Consider the following 17,778-nt stretch of genomic DNA (forward strand, 5'->3'; position numbering starts at 1 on the left):
GGCGCCGTTGCAAGACCTTGGTCGGTAACGCCCCATCGACTGATGTGTGTGAAAAGAGCCTAAGCACTCCCGGGCTCGGGGGCCCCGCCATGACAGGGGTCTGCCAGCACAGCCGCAGCGACCTTCAATGTGCTGGTGGGGCTGAAGCCGTCGCATCTGAGCTGCGCGACGGTGGAAGATGTGGCTCCCCCGGCTGGACTCGAACCAGCAACCCTTCGGTTAACAGCCGAATGCTCTGCCAATTGAGCTACAGGGGACTGCCCGTCCGCGATCGGTGTCCGCGGATCGAGGGATGACTCTAGCGTACGCACCGAGCACGCCGCCAATGCGCTCCCGGGTCAGCGCGAAGTGGGCGACTTGAGGCAGGATGGAACCAACGAACCGTCTTGCGGGAGGGGCTTAGTGATCGGGTATGTCGCCGTACTGGCGGTGGGTTACGTGTTGGGTTCGAAGGCCGGCCGTCGCCGCTACGAGCAGATTTCCGGGACCTATCGTGCGGTGACCGCAAGCCCGGCTGCCAAGGCCGTGATCGACGCCGGACGGCGCAAGGTGGCCGACCGGGTGTCTCCCGACCCACAGATGGTGACGCTGACCCCGATCGACTCGGAGACCGATGTGCTCACGCCGCAATCGCCGGAGCAGCAGCGCAGAACGCGCTAGTTGACGCCCTGGGAGATCGTCCTGCCGGGCAGCAGCGGTCCGGTGGAGATTCCCAGCCCGTTCTCGCCGAACGCGACCTCGGGCGTGCCGACGGTGATGCCGTTGCCGTTGGCGTAGGACAGGCAGTTGCCGTCGTCCTTGTTGCCGAACCAGGCCAGGCAGGCCGGGCCGGCGAGATCCTGGGCCGGAGCGGCGCTCAGCGCCGAAGCGGCGAACGGTGCGGCGACTGCGGCCACGGCGAAGGCACCGGCGGCGATCGAGCGTCGGGCCTGCATGGAGATCCTGGTCACGGCTTGCCTTCCTCGGACATGGTCGAACAGCGGGTTCACCATATCCTGCCGGCGGCGATCACGCAGTGAGGTCGTCGCCGCTGGCCTGTTCGAGCAGGCTGCGGCGGTAGGCCTCCATCGCCACCAGATCCCCGAACAGTGCGTGGTAGTCATCGCTGTGCTCGACCGGTGACATCCGCTGCAGCTTCGACTTCACCTCGGCGATCTGCCTGCCGACCCACACCTCCTGCAGGCGGGCCAGCACTCCGCCGATGTAGCGGGGCAGCTTCTCCTCGTCCTCCACCTTGAAGGCGTCGGCACCGAGCTCGTTGACGAGGTTGGCCGCGGCCGGCGACGCCGTCTGCTCGCGCACCGCCTCGATCCACTGCGCCCCGGACAGGCCGGCCGACGTGCCGCCCGCCGCGGCGATGGCCGCACGGACCGCCGCGTAACCGGGATGGGTGAAGCTGTCGACGGTCAACGCGTCGAACACCGGCCCGGCCAGCGCCGGGTACTGCATGGCCGACTTGAGCGCCTCGCGCTGCGGCCACAGCGTCGGGTCGGCCGGATCGGGGCGGGCAGGCGCGTCGGGAGCAGGCCGTGCGGCTCTCGCCGAGGCCGACTCCGCGGCGCGTCGCCTGCCCTTGTCGGGCAGGCCGCGCTTCTGCGCCTCCTCGCGGACGCGGCTGAGCACCTGGGCCTCGTCGCTCCACCCGGTCCAGCCGGCCAGCCGGCGCGCGTACTCGTCCCGTAGGGCGTAGTCGCGGATCCGGGCCACCAGCGGCACACACCGGCGCAGCGCGTCCACCTGCGCCTGCGGGTCGTTGTCGAGCGTCTCCCCGTCCGGGATGAGGCTGCGGACCGCGAACTCGAACATCGGGATGCGCCGGGCCACCAGGTCGCGCAGCGCGTTCTCGCCGTATTTCAGCCGCAGGTCGCAGGGGTCCATTCCGTCGGAAGCGATGGCGACGAACGACTTTCCGGCCACCTGCTGGTCACCGTCGAATGCCTTGAGGGCCGCGGCCTGGCCCGCGGCGTCGCCGTCGAACACGAAGATCAGTTCACCGCGGTACCAGTTGTCGTCCATCATCAGCCGGCGCAGCAGCGCGAGGTGCCCGTCACCGAAGGCGGTGCCGCATGACGCCACGGCGGTGGTCTCGTGGGACAGGTGCATGGCCATCACGTCGGTGTAGCCCTCGACCACCACCGCACGGTGCGACTTGGCGATGTCGCGCTTGGCGAGATCGAGGCCGAACAGCACCGCCGACTTCTTGTACAGCACGGTCTCGGGGGTGTTGACGTACTTGGCCTCCATCGGGTCGTCGGCGAAGATACGACGGGCGCCGAACCCGATCACCTCCCCGCCGGGTGCCCGGATCGGCCACAGCAGCCTGCGGTGGAAGCGGTCCATCGGCCCGCGCTTGCCCTCCCGGGACAGCCCGGCCGCCTCGAGTTCCTTGAACTCGAATCCCTTGCGCAGCAGGTGTTTGGTGAGCTTGTCCCAGCCCGACGGGGCGAAACCGCACCCGAAGTGTGCGGCCGCCGCGGCGTCGAAGTTGCGCTCGACCAGGTATTGGCGCGCCGGGGCGGCCTCGTCGGACTGCAGCGCCTCGGCGTAGAACTCGGCGGCCGCGGCGTTGGCTGCCAGCAGCCGGCTGCGGCTGCCCCGGTCGCGCTGCACGTTCGTGGTGGACCCGCCGGTGTAGGTGACGGTGTAGCCCACGCGGTCGGCCAGCAGCTCGACCGACTCGACGAAGCTGACGTGCTCGATCTTCTGCAGGAACGTGAAGACGTCGCCGCCCTCCCCGCAGCCGAAGCAGTGGAAGTGGCCGTGATTGGGCCGGACGTGAAACGACGGTGACTTCTCGTCGTGGAACGGGCACAGGCCCTTGAGCGAGTCGGCGCCGGCGCGGCGCAACTGCACGTAATCCCCGACGACGTCCTCGATGCTCACACGTTCACGAATGGCCGCGATGTCGCGATCTGGTATCCGCCCGGCCACCGATTCAGTCTAGAGGTCGGTCACAACGGCCTGGGCGAGCGCGCTTCGTGCACTCGCTCCAGCCGGCCCTCGGTGTAAGACGCGATCTGGTCGACCACCACCCGCAGCCGGGCGCCGTCGTCGGAGGCCGCGTCGAACTCGGCGGCGAACTGCGGATCGAGACTGCCCGGGGCCTGCGCCCACAGCGCCAGCGCCACCTCCCTGATGCGGGTCCGCTGGTCGGCCTGGATCCGCAGATGCCCGTGGTCGGACATGATGAAGTGCAACGCCAGCATCTTGAGCACCGCGACCTCGGCGCGCACCAGGACCGGCACCGTCAGATCGGTGTCGAACCGTCGTAGCGGGCCCGGCCCGGCGACACCGCGGGTCTCGGTGATGGCGGCGTTGGCGAAGCGGCCGACGAGTTCACTGGTCATCCGCTTGAGCGCGACCGAGGCGGCCAGGGTGCCGTCGTACTTGCCGACGCCGGCCACCACGGGCACCTGCGACAGCCGGTCGGCGGCGGCCAGCAGATCGTCGGTCGCCAGCGTGGGGAAGGACTCGGCGCCCAGCCGGGCCAGTACCGCCGCCGCGTCGGCGTCGGCCAGCACCCGCAGGTCGATGCGTCCGGAGATCACGCCGTCCTCGACGTCGTGCACCGAGTAGGCGACGTCGTCGGCCCAGTCCATCAGCTGTGCCTCCAGGCACGGCCGGTCGGCCGGCGCCCCGCTGCGCACCCACTGCGCCGCGGCGAGGTCGTCGTCGTAGAACCCGAATTTGCGCCGATCCCCGCTGCGCTGCCACGGGTACTTCGTCACCGCGTCCAGCGCCGCCCTGGTCAGGTTCAGCCCTGCACCGCGCCCCTGGGCGTCAAGCACTTTCGGTTCGAGCCGGGTCAGGATCCGGAAGTTCTGGGCGTTGCCCTCGAATCCGCCGAACGCCGTGACGATCTCGTCGAGCGCCCGTTCGCCGTTGTGCCCGTAGGGCGGATGGCCGATGTCGTGAGCGAGGCCTGCCAGGTCGACCAGGTCGGGATCGCAACCCAGCCCGACGGCCATCCCGCGGCCGATCTGGGCCACCTCCAGCGAGTGGGTCAGCCGGGTGCGCGGCGTCTCCCCCTCCCGCGGTCCGACCACCTGGGTCTTGTCGGCGAGCCGGCGCAGTGCCGCGCAGTGCAGCACCCGCGCGCGGTCGCGGGCGAAGTCGGTGCGGTGTTCGGTGTCGGTGCCCGGCAACCCGGCACCCTTGGGGTCCTCGACCACCAACCGCTCGCGGTCGAACGAGTCATAGGTCTCCCGATATGCATCCACCGACGCTCAGTGTGCCAGGGCCGTCAGTCGCGGCGTGCCGTCACGCCTGGTGCCCGATCAGCCGACCGGCACTCGGCAGCGGCGCACCACGGCGGCGCTCGCCGAAATAGAGCAGCTCCCAGAGCGTTTGACCGCGTGCGGTCGCCGATCGGGTCGGGGTGCCGTGCTCGACGGTGACGTCCCCCGTGAAGCGCAGGTAGGCGCCGGCCGCACCCAGATCGAGCGTGTAGGCGTCGCGGCGGTGTTCGAACGTCACACCGAACCGCGCGTCGCCTTCGGCGAGCCGGTATTCGAGTCGCCTGGCCACCGGAACCCCGGTCTCGTGTTCGACCGTGTCGGTACCCGAGAACGCGACGCGATCCGCACCCACGGCCGAGGCCAGGATCTCACCGCCCTTGGCGACCATGACCGCAGGCAGCCGGGCGTGGTCGTAGGTGTCACGGCTGACGAAGTTCAGCGTGACGATGGTGTAGTCGCCGGCGCGGGCCCGGCCCCAGTACCAGTGGTCCAGCACCTTGCGCGGTGCGACGTTGCCCCAGTTGTGGTCGTGATAGCCGGTCCCCGAAGCCTGACGTGTCCGCCCGCCGATCGAGATGACCGCTTCGGCCGCACCGCGGGCGCACATGGGAAGCCACGCGATGTAGTGCTGCTCCCGCTCGCCGAAGAAGACGTGACCGGTCTCGGGCCGCCATGGCGGCACCTCCGGCGACAGCGTGAAATCAGCCATCAAGTCGTCGATCTCCACGTGGATCACGTATCCCGCCGCGTCGCGCCGGAATACGTTCCGCCCGATCAGGACGTTGCAGTCGTCCTCGGCCGCGGTGAAGTCCGCGGGTTCGCCGACGTGCGTCCAGTCGGTCCTGACGCCGTGCGGGTCGGTCAGGGTGAGCAACACGAACGGGGTCAGCGGCGCCTTGGGCGACACGTACGGCGGCTTGGTGTGGAACTCCACGGTCACCGTCGACCCGTCCTCGAGGTGCGCATCGAAGTACCACCACTCGAAGGTGCCGTCCGCGGCGGCGGTTCGCAGACCGTCCTCCCACGGGTCGATCCTGTTGCGCACCAGCCCCAGTCGGTCGTAGTGGCGGTCGAGCGTACCGATCAATGCGTTGGTCATGTGGCGACGCTAAGCCCGCCGATGATCGCAAATGCGACAGCAGGGATACCATTTGCGACATGCATGTCGGGGTGGTGGCCGTGTCCGCCTGTTGGGACTCGGGACTGGTGACGCTGCTGGACGTGCTGCGCGGCGCCAACACGGCCGCCGCCCAACTGGGCCGCGACGTTCCGCGGATAGCCGTGTCGACCGTCGGCGTGGACGACGAACCGGTCCGGACGGCGGGCGGTTTGACGGTGCCGATCGACATGACCCTCGACGATCCACGGCTGGATTCCGTCGACCTCCTCGTGGTCCCCGCCCTGGCCGTGAATTCGGCCAACGGGATCGTCGACGCCCTGCTGCGCGAGGATGTGCGGGCAGTCCGGCGCACGGTGCTGGACTGGACACGCGCGGGCCGGCGCCTGGCCGCCGCGTGCACCGGCACCTTCGTCCTGGCCGACGCGGGGGTACTCGACGCCAGACTGGCGACCACCAGTTGGTGGCTGGTCGACGAGTTCACCCGGCGCTACCCCCGGGTGACCCTCGACATGACGCGCATGGTGGTCGCTGACGGCGTGATCACCACTGCGGGCGCGGCGTTCGCCCACATCGATCTCGCGATGCACATCGTCGCGTCGGCCAGCCCGCAGCTCGCCGACGCGGCGGCGGCGCTGCTGCTGATCGATCAGCGGCCGGCCCGCAGCGTCGACACCGCCCGGACGTATCTCGAGACGAGCGATCAGCTGGTCATCGACTTCGAGGCCTGGATCAGGACCAACCTCGACCGCGACATCAGCGTCCCCGACGCGGCGCATGCCATCGGTACGTCGCGACGCACCCTGGAACGACGGGTCCGCGACCAGCTCGGCGTGACGCCGTACGCGCTGATGCAGAGGCTGCGAGTCGAACGGGCTCAGCACTTGCGTCGAACCACGTCGCTGAGTTCGAGCCAGATCGCGGGAATGGTCGGCTACCGCACGCCATCGTCATTGCGTAGGTCGATCCGGGCTTTCCGCGGCGCGGGCGCTGATCCGCCCGGCGAGTCACTACATTGACCACCATGCGTCTCGCCCGCCTGCTCAGCGTGGTGTGCGCCGTCCTCACGGTCGGCGTCCTCATCGCCCCCAACGCCGCCGCCGAACCACCGTTCCGGGTCCCGGACTACATCACCGACAACGCCGGCGCGCTCGACGGGGCCCAGCGCGCCGAGGTACAGGCGGCCGTCGACCGGCTCTACGACACCCGCGGCACCCGGTTGTGGGTGGTGTACGTCGACCGGTTCGGCCAGGATGCGGTCGGCTGGGCCGACACGGCAACCAAGATCAGCGATTTCGGGGACCACGACGCGCTGCTGGCCATCGCGGTCGTCGAACGGTCCTACGCATTCCTCGCGCCGACCACCGTGATCGGCCAGTCCGACGCCGATCAGCTGCAGCGCAACGAGATCGAGCCGATGCTGCGCCGCCAGGACTGGGCGGGCGCCGCCGTCGCCGCCGCCGAAGGCCTCGACGTCGACGCGCCGCAACCGTTGCACGTGTCGCCGCTGGCGATCGTGGTCGCGCTGGCGGTGGTCGCCGTCGCGGGGCTGCTGCTGTGGTGGTCGACGCGCCGACGCCGTCGCAAGCGCCGCGCCGCCGAATTCGAGGCCGCCAAGCGGGTCGACCCGACCGATCCTCGAGCGCTGGCCGGCGTGCCCATCGACGCGCTCGACGATCTGTCCAAGGCAATCGTGGTCGACGTGGACAACGCGGTGCGCACCAGTGACGGCGAACTGGAGATGGCGGTCGCGGAATTCGGCCCGCAGCGCACCGAACCGTTCCTACGTGCCGTGGCGACAGCCAAAGCAGCACTGGCGCAGTCATTCTCCGTGCGACAGACGCTCGACGACGCGATTCCGGAAGCGCCACTGCAGCGTCGCGACCTGCTGACCCGGGTGATCGTGTCCGCGGCCACCGCCGATCGGGAACTCGACGCCCAGAGCGAGGCGTTCGAGCAACTGCGTGACCTGGTGATCAACGCGCCCGACCGGCTCGACACGCTGACCCAGCAGATGGTCGACCTGACCGCCCGGATCGCGCCCGCCGAGCAGACCCTGGCCGGGCTGCGTGCCCAGTTCGACGCCGAGGCACTGTCTTCGGTGGCCGGGAACATCGACGCGGCCAAGGAACGGCTCACGTTCGCCGATCGCCACATCACCTCGGCGCGGGCGCTGGTGGCGCGGCCCGCAGGCGACCAGATCGGCCTGGTGGACGCCGTGCGTGCGGCCGAGTCGGCGCTCGCCCAGGGCCGGATGCTGTTCGACGCGCTCGACAGCGCCGCGGGTGACATCAACCGGGCGGTGGCGAGCCTGCCCGCGGCGATCACCGACCTTCGCGCAGGCATCGCACACGCCGGCAGCCTGCTGCAGAAGCCGGACACCCCGCAGGCCGCCGAACTCACCGCCGCGCTCAAGAAGGCCAACGACGCGGTGCGGGCCGCCGAAGCCGGCGGCTCGACGGATCCACTGGGCACCTTCACGACGCTGACCAAGGCCGACGCCGAACTCGACCAGTTGCTGGCCAGCGTGCACGAGCAGCGCGAAGCCGTGGAACGGATGATCCGCGCGCTGGACCAGGCGGTGGTGACCGCGCAGTCGCGGATCCGGGCGGTGTCGGACTTCATCGACACCCGCCGCGGCAGCATCGGCCCGGAGGCGCGCACCCGCCTGGCCGAAGCGAACCGCCAGCTCGAGGCCGCCCAGGCCAAACGCGACACCGACGTGAACGAGGCCCTCGCACACGCCAACGGCGCGTCGATGCTGGCCGCTCAGGCGCAGACGCTGGCCAACGACGACGTCTACGCCGCGCAGCAGACGTTCACCTCACACCATCCCGGCGGCGGGTCCGACCTCGGCGCGGTGATCGGCGGCATCATCATCGGCAACGTGCTGCGCGGCGGGTTCAGCGGCGGCTTCGGCACGAGCGGCTGGAACGGCGGGTACGGCGGTGGCCGCGGCATGGGGCGGTCGACGTCGTTCGGCGGCTCGTCACGGTCGTCGGGCCGCAGCTACAGCGGTGGCGGCGGCCGCTTCTAACCCGCGCTTTCCTCGCGCGAAGGAACGTCAGGCGCCCTTGAGGCGGACGGCCAGGTAGTCCGAGACCTCCGACAGCGCGACGCGGTCCTGTGTCATCGCGTCGCGCTCACGGATGGTCGCCGACTGGTCCTCGAGCGAATCGAAGTCGACCGTGACGCAGAACGGCGTGCCGATTTCGTCCTGGCGGCGGTAACGGCGCCCGATCGCACCGGCGTCGTCGAACTCGACGTTCCACGACTTGCGCAGCTCGGCCGCCAGGTCGCGAGCCTTCGGCGACAGGTCGGCGTGCCGGGACAGCGGCAGCACCGCGGCCTTGACCGGCGCCAGGCGCGGGTCCAGCTTGAGCACCGTGCGCTTGTCGACGCCGCCCTTGGCGTTGGGCGCCTCGTCCTCGGTGTAGGCGTCGACCAGGAACGCCATCAGCGACCGGGTCAGCCCGGCCGCGGGCTCGATGACATACGGCGTGTAGCGGGTCTCGGTGGCCTGGTCGTAGTACGACAGGTCGACACCGGAATGCTTGGCATGCGTGGACAAGTCGAAGTCGGTGCGGTTGGCCACGCCCTCGAGCTCACCCCACGGGTTGCCCGTGAAGCCGAACCTGTACTCGATGTCGACCGTGCGGTCGGAGTAGTGCGACAGCTTGTCCTGGGGGTGCTCGTAGAGCCGCAGGTTGTCGCGGTCGATGCCGAGGTCGACGTACCACTGCAGCCGGGTGTCGATCCAATACTGATGCCACTCGGGCGCCGTGGACGGCTCGACGAAGAACTCCATCTCCATCTGCTCGAACTCCCGCGTGCGGAAGATGAAGTTGCCCGGGGTGATCTCGTTGCGGAAGCTCTTGCCGATCTGGCCGATGCCGAACGGCGGCTTGCGTCGCGACGTGGTGACCACGTTGGCGAAGTTCACGAAGATGCCCTGGGCGGTTTCGGGCCGCAGGTAGTGCATGCCCTCCTCGGTCTCGATCGGGCCGAGGTAGGTCTTGAGCATCATGTTGAAGTCGCGCGGCTCGGTCCACTGACCCTTGGTGCCGCAGTCCGGGCAGACGATCTCGGTCATCGGCACGGCATCGGGATCGTCGAGGCCCTTCTTCAGGGCGTACGCCTCCTGCAGGTGGTCCTGCCGGTGCCGCTTGTGGCAGTTCATACACTCCACGAGCGGATCGTTGAACACCTCGACGTGGCCCGAGGCCACCCACACCTCGCGCGGCAGGATGATCGCGCTGTCCAGCCCGACGACGTCGTCGCGGCCGGTGACCACCGACCGCCACCACTGCCGCTTGATGTTCTCCTTGAGCTCCACACCCAGTGGCCCGTAGTCCCACGCCGACTTCGTGCCGCCGTAGATCTCACCCGACTGATAGACCAGGCCACGGCGTTTCGCGAGGTTCGCAACGGTGTCGATGATGGATGCCACGGTGCATCAGCGTAGCGACACCCGGCGGACCGATTGACATGCGTATCCCTGCATGTATTGTTATCGGCATAATGAAAACCATTCCCACTATTGCCGACGGGGGCGCAGACGACGGCGGCGGACTCGCCGACCACGGCCACCAGCACGGCATCGCACCGATGCCCGAGCTGCCCGCACGTGAGGTGCTCGAGACCGCGGGCGAGCTGTTGCGCGCGCTGGCCGCACCGGTCCGCATCGCGATCGTCCTGCAGCTGCAGCAGTCCCAGCGGTGCGTGCACGAGCTGGTCGACGCGCTCGGCGTGCCGCAGCCGCTGGTGAGCCAGCACCTGCGCATCCTCAAGCAATCCGGCGTGGTGGCCAGCGAGCGGTCCGGACGCGAGGTGCTGTACCGCCTCGTCGACCACCACCTCGCCCACATCGTGGTCGACGCCGTCGCGCACGCCGCCGAGGATCCGCGATGACCGGCACCGGCGTGCGGGCCACCCGGCAGCGTGCGGCGATCACCGAACTGCTCGGCGAACTCGACGACTTCCGGTCAGCCCAGGAGTTGCACGACGAGCTGCGCCGCCGCGGCGAGGGCATCGGCCTGACGACGGTCTACCGCACCCTGCAGGCGATGTCCGCGGCGGGCGTGGTGGACACCCTGCGCACCGACACCGGCGAGTCGGTGTACCGGCGCTGCTCCGAGCACCACCACCACCATCTGGTGTGCCGGACGTGCGGGGCGACCGTCGAGATCCAGGGCCGGTCGGTGGAGACGTGGGCCGCGGACATCGCCCGCAGGCACGGCTTCTCCGACGTCAGCCACACCATCGAGATCTTCGGGGTGTGCGGCGCCTGCGCCTCGTCAGCCGAGTAGCGCGCGGCGCACGTCGGCGCCTGCGGCCAGCACCATCATGATCAGCGTGCGCAGCGCCTCGTCGGACAGCCCGTTACCCGGAAAGTTGTATCGCAGTAGCACGTCCGCGGTCTTCTTCGAGTTCCGCTTCGCCGACGCGGCCACCGCGGCCTCGCCGCTCTTGGCCGCCAGTGAGACCGTCCCCAGCAGCGTGCCGTGCGCGTGCTCGGCAACCTTCGCCCGCAGTTTCGCGTCCAGCGGCTGGTCCCACACCAGCATCTGGGTCAGCGCCACCAGGTCCAAGCCCTCGGCGACGGGGACCACCCGCAGCGAGGCGAACGTCTCGTCGTAGTGCACCGTGATCGCGCCGTCGGATTCCTGCACCACCGGCAGTGCCTCGGTGAGCGCCGACGCCAGCCGCTGCGGCAGGTCGGGTTCGGTCACGCTCGGCCGAAGCGACGGTTGCGGCTGACGTACTCTTCGCACGCCGCCCACAGGTCGCGGCGGTCGTAGTCCGGCCAGAGCTTGTCCTGGAAGACGTACTCCGCGTAGGCCGACTGCCACAGCAGGAAGTTGCTCGCCCGCTGCTCCCCCGACGTGCGGATGAACAGGTCCACGTCCGGGATGTCGGGCCGGTGCAGATGCTTCGCAAACGCCGCCTCGGTGATGCGGCCGGGCTTGACCTTGCCGTCGGCGGCCTCCTGCGCGAGCTGCCGCGCGGCCTCGACGATCTCGGTGCGACCGCCGTAGTTCACGCAGTAGTTGATCGTGATGACGTCGTTGTCGACCGTCATCTCCTCCGCGATGTCGAATTCCTTGCTCACACTGCGCCACATACGCGGGCGGGACCCCACCCAGCGCATCCGTACGCCCATGTCGTTGAGGTTCTCCCGGCGGCGGCGCACCACCTCGCGGTTGAACCCCATCAGGAAGCGCACCTCCTCGGTGCTGCGCTTCCAGTTCTCGGTGGAGAAGGCGTACACCGTCAGATGCTTGACGCCGATCTCGATCGCCCCACAGGTGATGTCGATCAGCACCGCTTCGCCCATCTTGTGGCCCTCGGTGCGGTGCAGTCCGCGCTGGGTGGCCCACCGGCCGTTGCCGTCCATCACCACAGCGACGTGCTGGGGCACCTGGTCGGCGGGAATCTTCGGCGCGGCGGCCTTGCTGGTGTGCTGCGGCGGGCGGCAGAACGGGCCGTTGGTCTTCGGCGGCAATTCCGGGAACACCACCGGCCACGTCGACTTGTCGGGGAACGTGGGATAGTCCTCAGGCGCCGGGCCGAGTTGCGGGAATTCGCCTTTCCGCGCCCTCTTCTTGCGCTCAGCCGCCTGCGGCAAGCTGTTCGCCTGGTTCGTCGCCACGGTGGACATCCTGCCCCAACCGCGCCACGCGGTGGTCGGCGACCGTGCGATCCATCCGATAGAAACGCTCGACCAGCGGCAACGTCTGCAACTGTCGCTCCAGGTGCCACTGCAGATGTGCCGCGACCAGTCCACTGGCCTGGCTGCGGTGCGACGACGTCGACGCCTCGGCCGCATCCCAGTCGCCGTCGTGCAGCGCGGCCATCAGGTCCACCACCCCCTGCGGCGGCGTCACCGACCCCGACGGCCTGCAGTGCACGCACACGCTGCCGCCCGCGGCGACGTGGAACGCCCGGTGCGGGCCAGGGGTGGCGCACCGGGCACACTCGGTGAGCGCCGGCGCCCACCCGGCGATTCCCATGGCGCGCAGCAGGTAGGCGTCGAGCACCAACTCCCGTGGGCGGCTGCCCTCGGCGACCGCCCGCAGCGCCCCGACGGTCAGCCGGTGCAGCGCAGGCACCGGTGCATGTTCCTCGCCTGCCAGCCGCTGCGCGGTCTCGAGCACCGCGCAGGCGCAGGTGTAGCGGCCGTAGTCGCTGACGATGTCGCTCGCGAACGCGTCGATGGCCTGCACCTGGGTGACGATGTCGAGGTTGCGGCCCGGGTGGAGTTGAACGTCGATGTACGCGAACGGCTCCAGCCGGGCGCCGAACTTGCTGCGGGTACGCCGCACGCCCTTGGCCACCGCGCGGACCAGCCCGTGGTCGCGGGTGAGCAAGGTGACGATGCGGTCGGCTTCGCCCAGCTTGTGTTGGCGCAGCACGACAGCGCGGTCCCGGTACAGCCGCATCGTCACAGTGTTCCACCACGCCACGACAAGGGCCGGTAAGCACGCCGATTAGGCTCGGCGGTGATGCTCGACTCGCCATCCTCACGCCCGCCCCGCACCGCCTTCCCCACCCTCACCGACCAGCTCTACCAACTGGCCAGCGGTGCGGTCAGCTCGGTCGAGCTGGTCGACCGTTCACTGGCCGCCATCGAGGCCAGCCAGCCGACCCTCAACGCCTTCCGGGTGGTGCTGGCCGACCAGGCCCGCGCCGACGCCGTCCGGGCCGACCGCCAGCGGGCCGCAGGCGCGCAGCAGCCGCTGCTCGGCATACCGATCGCGGTCAAGGACGACGTGGACATCGCCGGGGTGCCCACCCGCTTCGGCGCCGACGGCGCCGTGCGCCCGGCGCGTGAGGATTCCGAGGTGGTCCGCAGGCTGCGGGCAGCCGGCGCGGTCATCGTCGGCAAGACCAACACCTGCGAGCTGGGCCAGTGGCCCTTCACCAGCGGGCCGGCCTTCGGCCACACCCGCAATCCGTGGTCGCGCGACCACACCCCCGGCGGCTCGTCGGGCGGCAGCGCCGCTGCGGTGGCCGCCGGACTGGTGACTGCGGCGATCGGTTCCGACGGCGCGGGCAGCGTGCGGATCCCGGCGGCGTGGTGTCACCTGGTCGGCATCAAGCCGCAGCGGGGCCGGATCTCCACCTGGCCGCTGCCCGAGGCGTTCAACGGAATCACGGTCAACGGCGTGCTCGCGCGCACCGTCACCGATGCCGCACTGGTCCTCGACGCGGCGTCGGGCAACGCGCCGGGCGACCTGCACCGGCCGGAACCGGTCCGGGTGTCGGACTATGTCGGACGGGCTCCAGGCCCGCTGCGGATCGCGATGTCGACGAAGTTCCCGTTCACGGTGTTCCGGGCCAAACTGGACCCGGAGATCCGAGACGCGATGCAGCGCATGGCCGGCCAGCTCGAACAGCTGGGTCACGTCGTGAAGGCCGCGGACCCTGACTACACCGTCGGCATGTCGTGGAATTTCCTGTCGCGCAGCACCTCCGGACTTCTGGACTGGGCCGAGCGGCTCGGCCCCGGCGTCGATCTGGACAAGCGCACCAAGGCCAATCTGCGCACCGGCCGGCTGCTGTCGGAGCACGTCCTGCGCAAGGCGCGGGCCCGGGAGGCCGCGGCGAGGCGGCGGATCGGGTGGATCTTCAACATCGCCGACGTGGTGCTGGCGCCGACCACCGCCCTGCCTGCGCCGCCGGTGCACGACTTCGACCGGCGCGGCGGGCTGTCGACCGACCGCACGATGATCAAGGCCTGCCCGGTGACGTGGCCGTGGAACCTGCTGGGGTGGCCGTCGATCAGCGTGCCCGCGGGATTCACCTCCGACGGGCTGCCGATCGGCGTTCAGCTCATGGGTCCCGAATCGAGCGAACCGCTGCTGGTCTCGCTGGCCGCCGAACTGGAGGCGATCAACGGCTGGGGCAGGCGGCAGCCGCCGCGGTGGTGGGACGCGTCCGGGTGACCCGCTAGAAACCCAAGCGGCCCAACTGTTTCGGATCGCGCTGCCAGTTCTTGGCGATCTTGACCCGCAGCTCCAGGTACACCTTGGTGCCGAGGAGCTTCTCGATCTGGATGCGGGCGGCGGTGCCGACCTCCCGGAGTCTGGCACCGCCCTTGCCGATCACGATGCCCTTCTGGCTGTCACGTTCGACGTAGAGGATGGCGTGCACGTCGATGAGGTCGTCCCGGTCCTCGCGCGGGTTGATCTCCTCGATCACCACGGCCAGGGAGTGCGGTAGCTCGTCGCGCACCCCTTCGAGGGCGGCCTCGCGGATCAGCTCGGCCATCAGCGTCTCCTCGGGCTCGTCGGTGAGCTCGCCGTCGGGATAGAACGCCGGACCCGGCGGCAGCGTGGCGGCGAACACGTCGATGAGCACGTCGAGCTGCTCGTCGGCGGTGGCCGACACCGGCACGATCTCCGTGTCCGGCCCCACCAGCTCGCTGACGGCCATCAGCTGCGCGGCGACCTTCTCCTTGGACACCTTGTCGATCTTGGTGACGATCGCGACCAGCGTGGTCCTTGGCGCCACCGCCCTGATCTGCTCGAGAATCCACCGGTCACCGGGGCCGATCGCCTCGTCGGCGGGGATGCACAGCCCGATCACGTCGACCTCGGAGTAGGTGTTCTTCACCAGCTCGTTGAGCCGCTGCCCCAGCAGCGTGCGCGGCCGGTGCAGGCCCGGGGTGTCGACGAGGATGATCTGAAAGTCGGTGCGGTGCACGATGCCCCGGATGGTGTGCCGCGTGGTCTGCGGCCGATTCGAGGTGATCGCTACCTTCGTGCCCACCAGCGCGTTCGTCAGCGTCGACTTGCCGGTGTTGGGCCTTCCGACGAAACACACGAAGCCCGAACGGAATTCGCTCACCCGGTGACCGATCCCGCCCGGTCGGTGACGATGACCGCGGCGCCCGGCGACAGCTCGCGCACCGCGGCGACCCCTGCGTCGTCGGCCGCTCCGCCGACGATCACGGCCGCCTCGAGGCCCGTAGCACCACTGGACACCGCCGCGGCGACCGCGGCCTGCAGGGCGGTCAGCTGCAGCGCGGTCAGACCGACCGGCGCGCCCGCGTAGGTGCGGCCGTCGGCGTCGCGCACCGCGGCTCCGCTCGCCGCCTCCGCGCGACCCATCGCCCCGCGGGCGAGCACCACCAGCTTGGCGTCCTCGGCATCCAGACCGGTCATTCGCTCTCCTCGTCCTCGTCGGCGGTGGGCTCGGGGCTGACCAGCACGGTGCCGACCCGCACCCGGCCGCGGTGGTCCGGGCCGCCCTCGGCCCGCAGTCGCAGGCCGTCCCAGGTGACCTCGGCGCCGGGCAGCGGCACCCGGCCGAGCTCGAACGCCACCAGACCGCCGACGGTGTCGACGTCGAGATCGTCGTCGAACTGCATGTCGTAGAGCTCGCCGAGGTCCTCGATCGGCAGTCGGGCCGACACCCGGAAGTGCCTCTCCCCCAGCTCCTCGACGGGTGCGACCTCGTCGGTGTCGTACTCGTCGGCGATCTCGCCGACGATCTCCTCGAGCACATCCTCGATGGTCACCAGACCGGCGATCGCGCCGTATTCGTCGACCAGCAGTGCCATGTGGTTGCGGTCGCGCTGCATCTCCCGCAGCAACTCGTCGAGCGGCTTGGAGTCCGGCACGAACACCGCAGGGCGCATCACCTCGGTGACCGACGTGTCGCGGCCACCGGTGACTGACGTGTAGGTCTGCTGCACAAGGTCTTTGAGGTAGACGACGCCGATGATGTCGTCGACGTTCTCGCCGATCACCGGGATCCGCGAATGCCCGCTGCGCACCGCGAGCGACGTCGCCTGCCCGGCCGATTTGTCACGCTCGATCCACACCATCTCGGTGCGCGGCACCATCACCTCGCGCGCGGCGGTGTCGCCGAGTTCGAACACCGACTGGATCATCCGGCGCTCGTCGTCGGCGACGACGCCGCTCTGCTGGGCCAGGTCGACGACCTCGCGCAATTCGATCTCCGAGGCGAACGGGCCGTTGCGGAAGCCGCGGCCGGGGGTCAGGGCATTGCCGATCAGCACCAGCAGCCGGCTGATCGGGGTGAGCAGGATCGACAGCGCCTGCATCGGTATCGCGCTGAACAGGGCGATCTGGTAGGCGTGCTGCCTGCCGAGCGTGCGCGGACCGACGCCGACGGCCACGAAGCTGACCACGACCATGATCGCCGCCGCGGCGAACAGGCCCCAGCTCACCCCGAGGTGGCCGTCGAGGTAGGCGACCAGCAGCACGGTCGCGCTGATCTCGCAGGCGATCCGCAGCAGCACGATCAGGTTGATGTAGCGCGGCCGCTCGGTCATCACTTTGGCCAGCCGCACCGAACCCGGACGCTCGTCGCGCATCAGCTCTTCGACACGGGCCATCGACACCGTGCTCAATGCGGCGTCGATGGCCGCGAAAGCCCCGCCCAGGACGACCAGGACGATGGCACCGATCAGCTGGGGTATACCGGTCATGGGTGTCCGCCGCCGTCAGGGATGGTCGAAATATCGGGACTCGTCGATCAACCGACGGTCCTTCTGGGTCTGCCGGTCCTGGTGGTACGCCTCGACCTGATCGGCCACCCACCCCTCGAGCAGTCGGCCCTGCAGGGCGAACATCTCTTTCTCCTCGTCCGGTTCGGCGTGGTCGTACCCCAGCAGGTGCAGGACCCCGTGCACCGTCAGCAGCGCCAATTCGTGACCGAGCGAATGTCCGGCAGCCTCAGCCTGTTTGGCGGCGAACTCGGGGCACAGCACGATGTCGCCGAGCATGGCCGGGCCGGGATCGGGCGCGTCGGGCCTGCCGCCCGGTTCGAGCTCGTCCATCGGGAAGCTCATCACGTCGGTCGGGCCGGGCAGGTCCATCCAGCGCATGTGCAGGTCGGCCATCGCCGAGGTGTCCAGCAGCACCATCGACAGCTCGGCAGCCGGGTGCACCTTCATCTCCCCGATGACGAATTTCGCGACGCTGATCAGTTCCTCTTCGGCGACGTCGATGCCCGACTCGTTGGACACCTCGATGCTCACGGCGGCTACCGCCTGGAGCGGCCGCTGGACGCGCGCCGCTCCGCCCGGTTCATCAAAGCGGACTCCTCGGATCTGGCGTAGGCGTCGACGATGTCGGAGACCAACCGGTGCCGCACGACGTCGGCGCTGGTGAGCTCGGCGAAGTGGATGTCGTCGATGTTGTTCAGGATCCTGGCCGCTGCCTGCAGGCCGGATGTGGCGCCGCCGGGCAGGTCCATCTGGGTGATGTCGCCGGTGACCACCATCTTGGCGCCGAAGCCCAGCCGGGTCAGGAACATCTTCATCTGCTCGGCCGTGGTGTTCTGCGCTTCGTCGAGGATGATGAATGCATCGTTCAGGGTGTTGTGGGTCAGCAGGAAGTCCTCAGTGACATAGAGGGAGTCCTCGGCGGCCACTCGAATGCAGACTGC

General features: G+C 69.6%; 18 protein-coding genes, 1 tRNA gene and 1 pseudogene. 6 read left to right on the forward strand and 14 right to left on the reverse strand.

All coding sequences use genetic code 11. The features are described from left to right. Positions 1–181: 181 nt before the first annotated feature. Positions 182–257, reverse strand: a tRNA-Asn gene (locus ACPCHZ_RS15385). A 145-nt stretch (positions 258–402) separates the two neighbouring features. Between ACPCHZ_RS15385 and ACPCHZ_RS15390 the strand changes: the two genes are divergently transcribed. Continuing rightward, on the forward strand, positions 403–660 hold the full coding sequence (locus tag ACPCHZ_RS15390; protein ID WP_364981519.1) for a hypothetical protein: 258 nt from the start codon (positions 403–405) through the stop codon (positions 658–660). On the opposite strand, the gene ACPCHZ_RS15395 is transcribed toward ACPCHZ_RS15390, so the two are convergent. The 4 genes from ACPCHZ_RS15395 to ACPCHZ_RS15410 form a co-directional block, all read right to left on the reverse strand. Beyond that, positions 657–935, reverse strand: a complete 279-nt coding sequence (locus ACPCHZ_RS15395; RefSeq protein ID WP_423485730.1) for a DUF7155 family protein — start codon at positions 933–935, stop codon at positions 657–659. The genes ACPCHZ_RS15390 and ACPCHZ_RS15395 overlap by 4 nt on opposite strands. Positions 936–1,008: 73 nt before the next feature. Further along, positions 1,009–2,931 carry a DNA primase gene (dnaG, locus tag ACPCHZ_RS15400; protein WP_364981522.1) on the reverse strand — a complete coding sequence of 641 codons (1,923 nt, stop codon included), beginning with the start codon at positions 2,929–2,931 and terminating at the stop codon, positions 1,009–1,011. Positions 2,932–2,951: 20 nt separating this feature from the next. Continuing rightward, positions 2,952–4,220: a deoxyguanosinetriphosphate triphosphohydrolase gene (locus ACPCHZ_RS15405; protein ID WP_423485531.1), complete on the reverse strand. Its 1,269-nt coding sequence runs from the start codon at positions 4,218–4,220 to the stop codon at positions 2,952–2,954. A gap of 40 nt (positions 4,221–4,260) precedes the next feature. Beyond that, entirely contained in the window at positions 4,261–5,337 is a 1,077-nt protein-coding gene (locus ACPCHZ_RS15410) for a hypothetical protein (RefSeq protein ID WP_423485532.1), read from the reverse strand. A 59-nt stretch (positions 5,338–5,396) separates the two neighbouring features. Between ACPCHZ_RS15410 and ACPCHZ_RS15415 the strand changes: the two genes are divergently transcribed. Continuing rightward, entirely contained in the window at positions 5,397–6,374 is a 978-nt protein-coding gene (locus tag ACPCHZ_RS15415) for a GlxA family transcriptional regulator (RefSeq protein ID WP_423485533.1), read from the forward strand. A 5-nt stretch (positions 6,375–6,379) separates the two neighbouring features. After that, positions 6,380–8,392 (forward strand): TPM domain-containing protein, encoded by a 2,013-nt coding sequence (locus tag ACPCHZ_RS15420; protein ID WP_423485534.1) that lies wholly within the window; start codon positions 6,380–6,382, stop codon positions 8,390–8,392. Between the two features lie 27 nt (positions 8,393–8,419). On the opposite strand, the gene ACPCHZ_RS15425 is transcribed toward ACPCHZ_RS15420, so the two are convergent. Further along, complete coding sequence (locus ACPCHZ_RS15425) at positions 8,420–9,805, reverse strand: glycine--tRNA ligase (RefSeq protein WP_423485535.1); 1,386 nt, start codon at positions 9,803–9,805, stop codon at positions 8,420–8,422. Between the two features lie 71 nt (positions 9,806–9,876). On the opposite strand from ACPCHZ_RS15425, the gene ACPCHZ_RS15430 reads away from it, so the two are divergent. After that, complete coding sequence (locus tag ACPCHZ_RS15430; protein WP_423485536.1) at positions 9,877–10,266, forward strand: ArsR/SmtB family transcription factor; 390 nt, start codon at positions 9,877–9,879, stop codon at positions 10,264–10,266. Next, entirely contained in the window at positions 10,263–10,664 is a 402-nt protein-coding gene (locus ACPCHZ_RS15435) for a Fur family transcriptional regulator (protein WP_364981538.1), read from the forward strand. Before ACPCHZ_RS15430 ends, ACPCHZ_RS15435 begins: the two co-directional genes overlap by 4 nt. Here ACPCHZ_RS15435 and ACPCHZ_RS15440 read toward each other — a convergent pair. The 3 genes from ACPCHZ_RS15440 to recO are packed head-to-tail and all read right to left on the reverse strand — an operon-like array spanning position 10,653 to position 12,797. Then, a complete protein-coding gene (locus ACPCHZ_RS15440; protein ID WP_423485537.1) occupies positions 10,653–11,087 on the reverse strand; it encodes a hypothetical protein in 435 nt (144 codons plus the stop codon). The two genes, ACPCHZ_RS15435 and ACPCHZ_RS15440, sit on opposite strands and share 12 nt — an antisense overlap. Continuing rightward, on the reverse strand, positions 11,084–11,983 hold the full coding sequence (locus tag ACPCHZ_RS15445) for a decaprenyl diphosphate synthase (protein WP_364981897.1): 900 nt from the start codon (positions 11,981–11,983) through the stop codon (positions 11,084–11,086). Before ACPCHZ_RS15445 ends, ACPCHZ_RS15440 begins: the two co-directional genes overlap by 4 nt. Further along, entirely contained in the window at positions 11,967–12,797 is an 831-nt protein-coding gene (gene recO / locus ACPCHZ_RS15450; RefSeq protein ID WP_423485538.1) for a DNA repair protein RecO, read from the reverse strand. Before recO ends, ACPCHZ_RS15445 begins: the two co-directional genes overlap by 17 nt. 63 nt (positions 12,798–12,860) lie before the next feature. On the opposite strand from recO, the gene ACPCHZ_RS15455 reads away from it, so the two are divergent. Further along, positions 12,861–14,303 (forward strand): amidase, encoded by a 1,443-nt coding sequence (locus ACPCHZ_RS15455; protein WP_423485539.1) that lies wholly within the window; start codon positions 12,861–12,863, stop codon positions 14,301–14,303. 4 nt (positions 14,304–14,307) lie between these two features. Here ACPCHZ_RS15455 and era read toward each other — a convergent pair whose 3' ends face one another. The 5 genes and pseudogenes from era to ACPCHZ_RS15480 form a co-directional block, all read right to left on the reverse strand. Next, positions 14,308–15,207 carry a GTPase Era gene (era, locus tag ACPCHZ_RS15460; RefSeq protein WP_423485540.1) on the reverse strand — a complete coding sequence of 300 codons (900 nt, stop codon included), beginning with the start codon at positions 15,205–15,207 and terminating at the stop codon, positions 14,308–14,310. Beyond that, positions 15,204–15,524 carry a cytidine deaminase gene (locus ACPCHZ_RS15465; RefSeq protein WP_423485541.1) on the reverse strand — a complete coding sequence of 107 codons (321 nt, stop codon included), beginning with the start codon at positions 15,522–15,524 and terminating at the stop codon, positions 15,204–15,206. The genes era and ACPCHZ_RS15465 overlap by 4 nt, the downstream gene beginning before the upstream one ends. Beyond that, positions 15,521–16,816, reverse strand: a complete 1,296-nt coding sequence (locus ACPCHZ_RS15470; protein WP_423485542.1) for a hemolysin family protein — start codon at positions 16,814–16,816, stop codon at positions 15,521–15,523. The genes ACPCHZ_RS15465 and ACPCHZ_RS15470 overlap by 4 nt, the downstream gene beginning before the upstream one ends. A gap of 15 nt (positions 16,817–16,831) precedes the next feature. Next, complete coding sequence (gene ybeY, locus ACPCHZ_RS15475; RefSeq protein ID WP_364981557.1) at positions 16,832–17,368, reverse strand: rRNA maturation RNase YbeY; 537 nt, start codon at positions 17,366–17,368, stop codon at positions 16,832–16,834. A gap of 5 nt (positions 17,369–17,373) precedes the next feature. Next, positions 17,374–17,709, reverse strand: a pseudogene (locus tag ACPCHZ_RS15480) (PhoH family protein); the annotation flags it as partial. Positions 17,710–17,778 lie beyond the last annotated feature (69 nt).

This window comes from Mycobacterium sp. NPDC050041 (genome assembly GCF_049541695.1).
Classification (GTDB): Bacteria; Actinomycetota; Actinomycetes; order Mycobacteriales; family Mycobacteriaceae; genus Mycobacterium.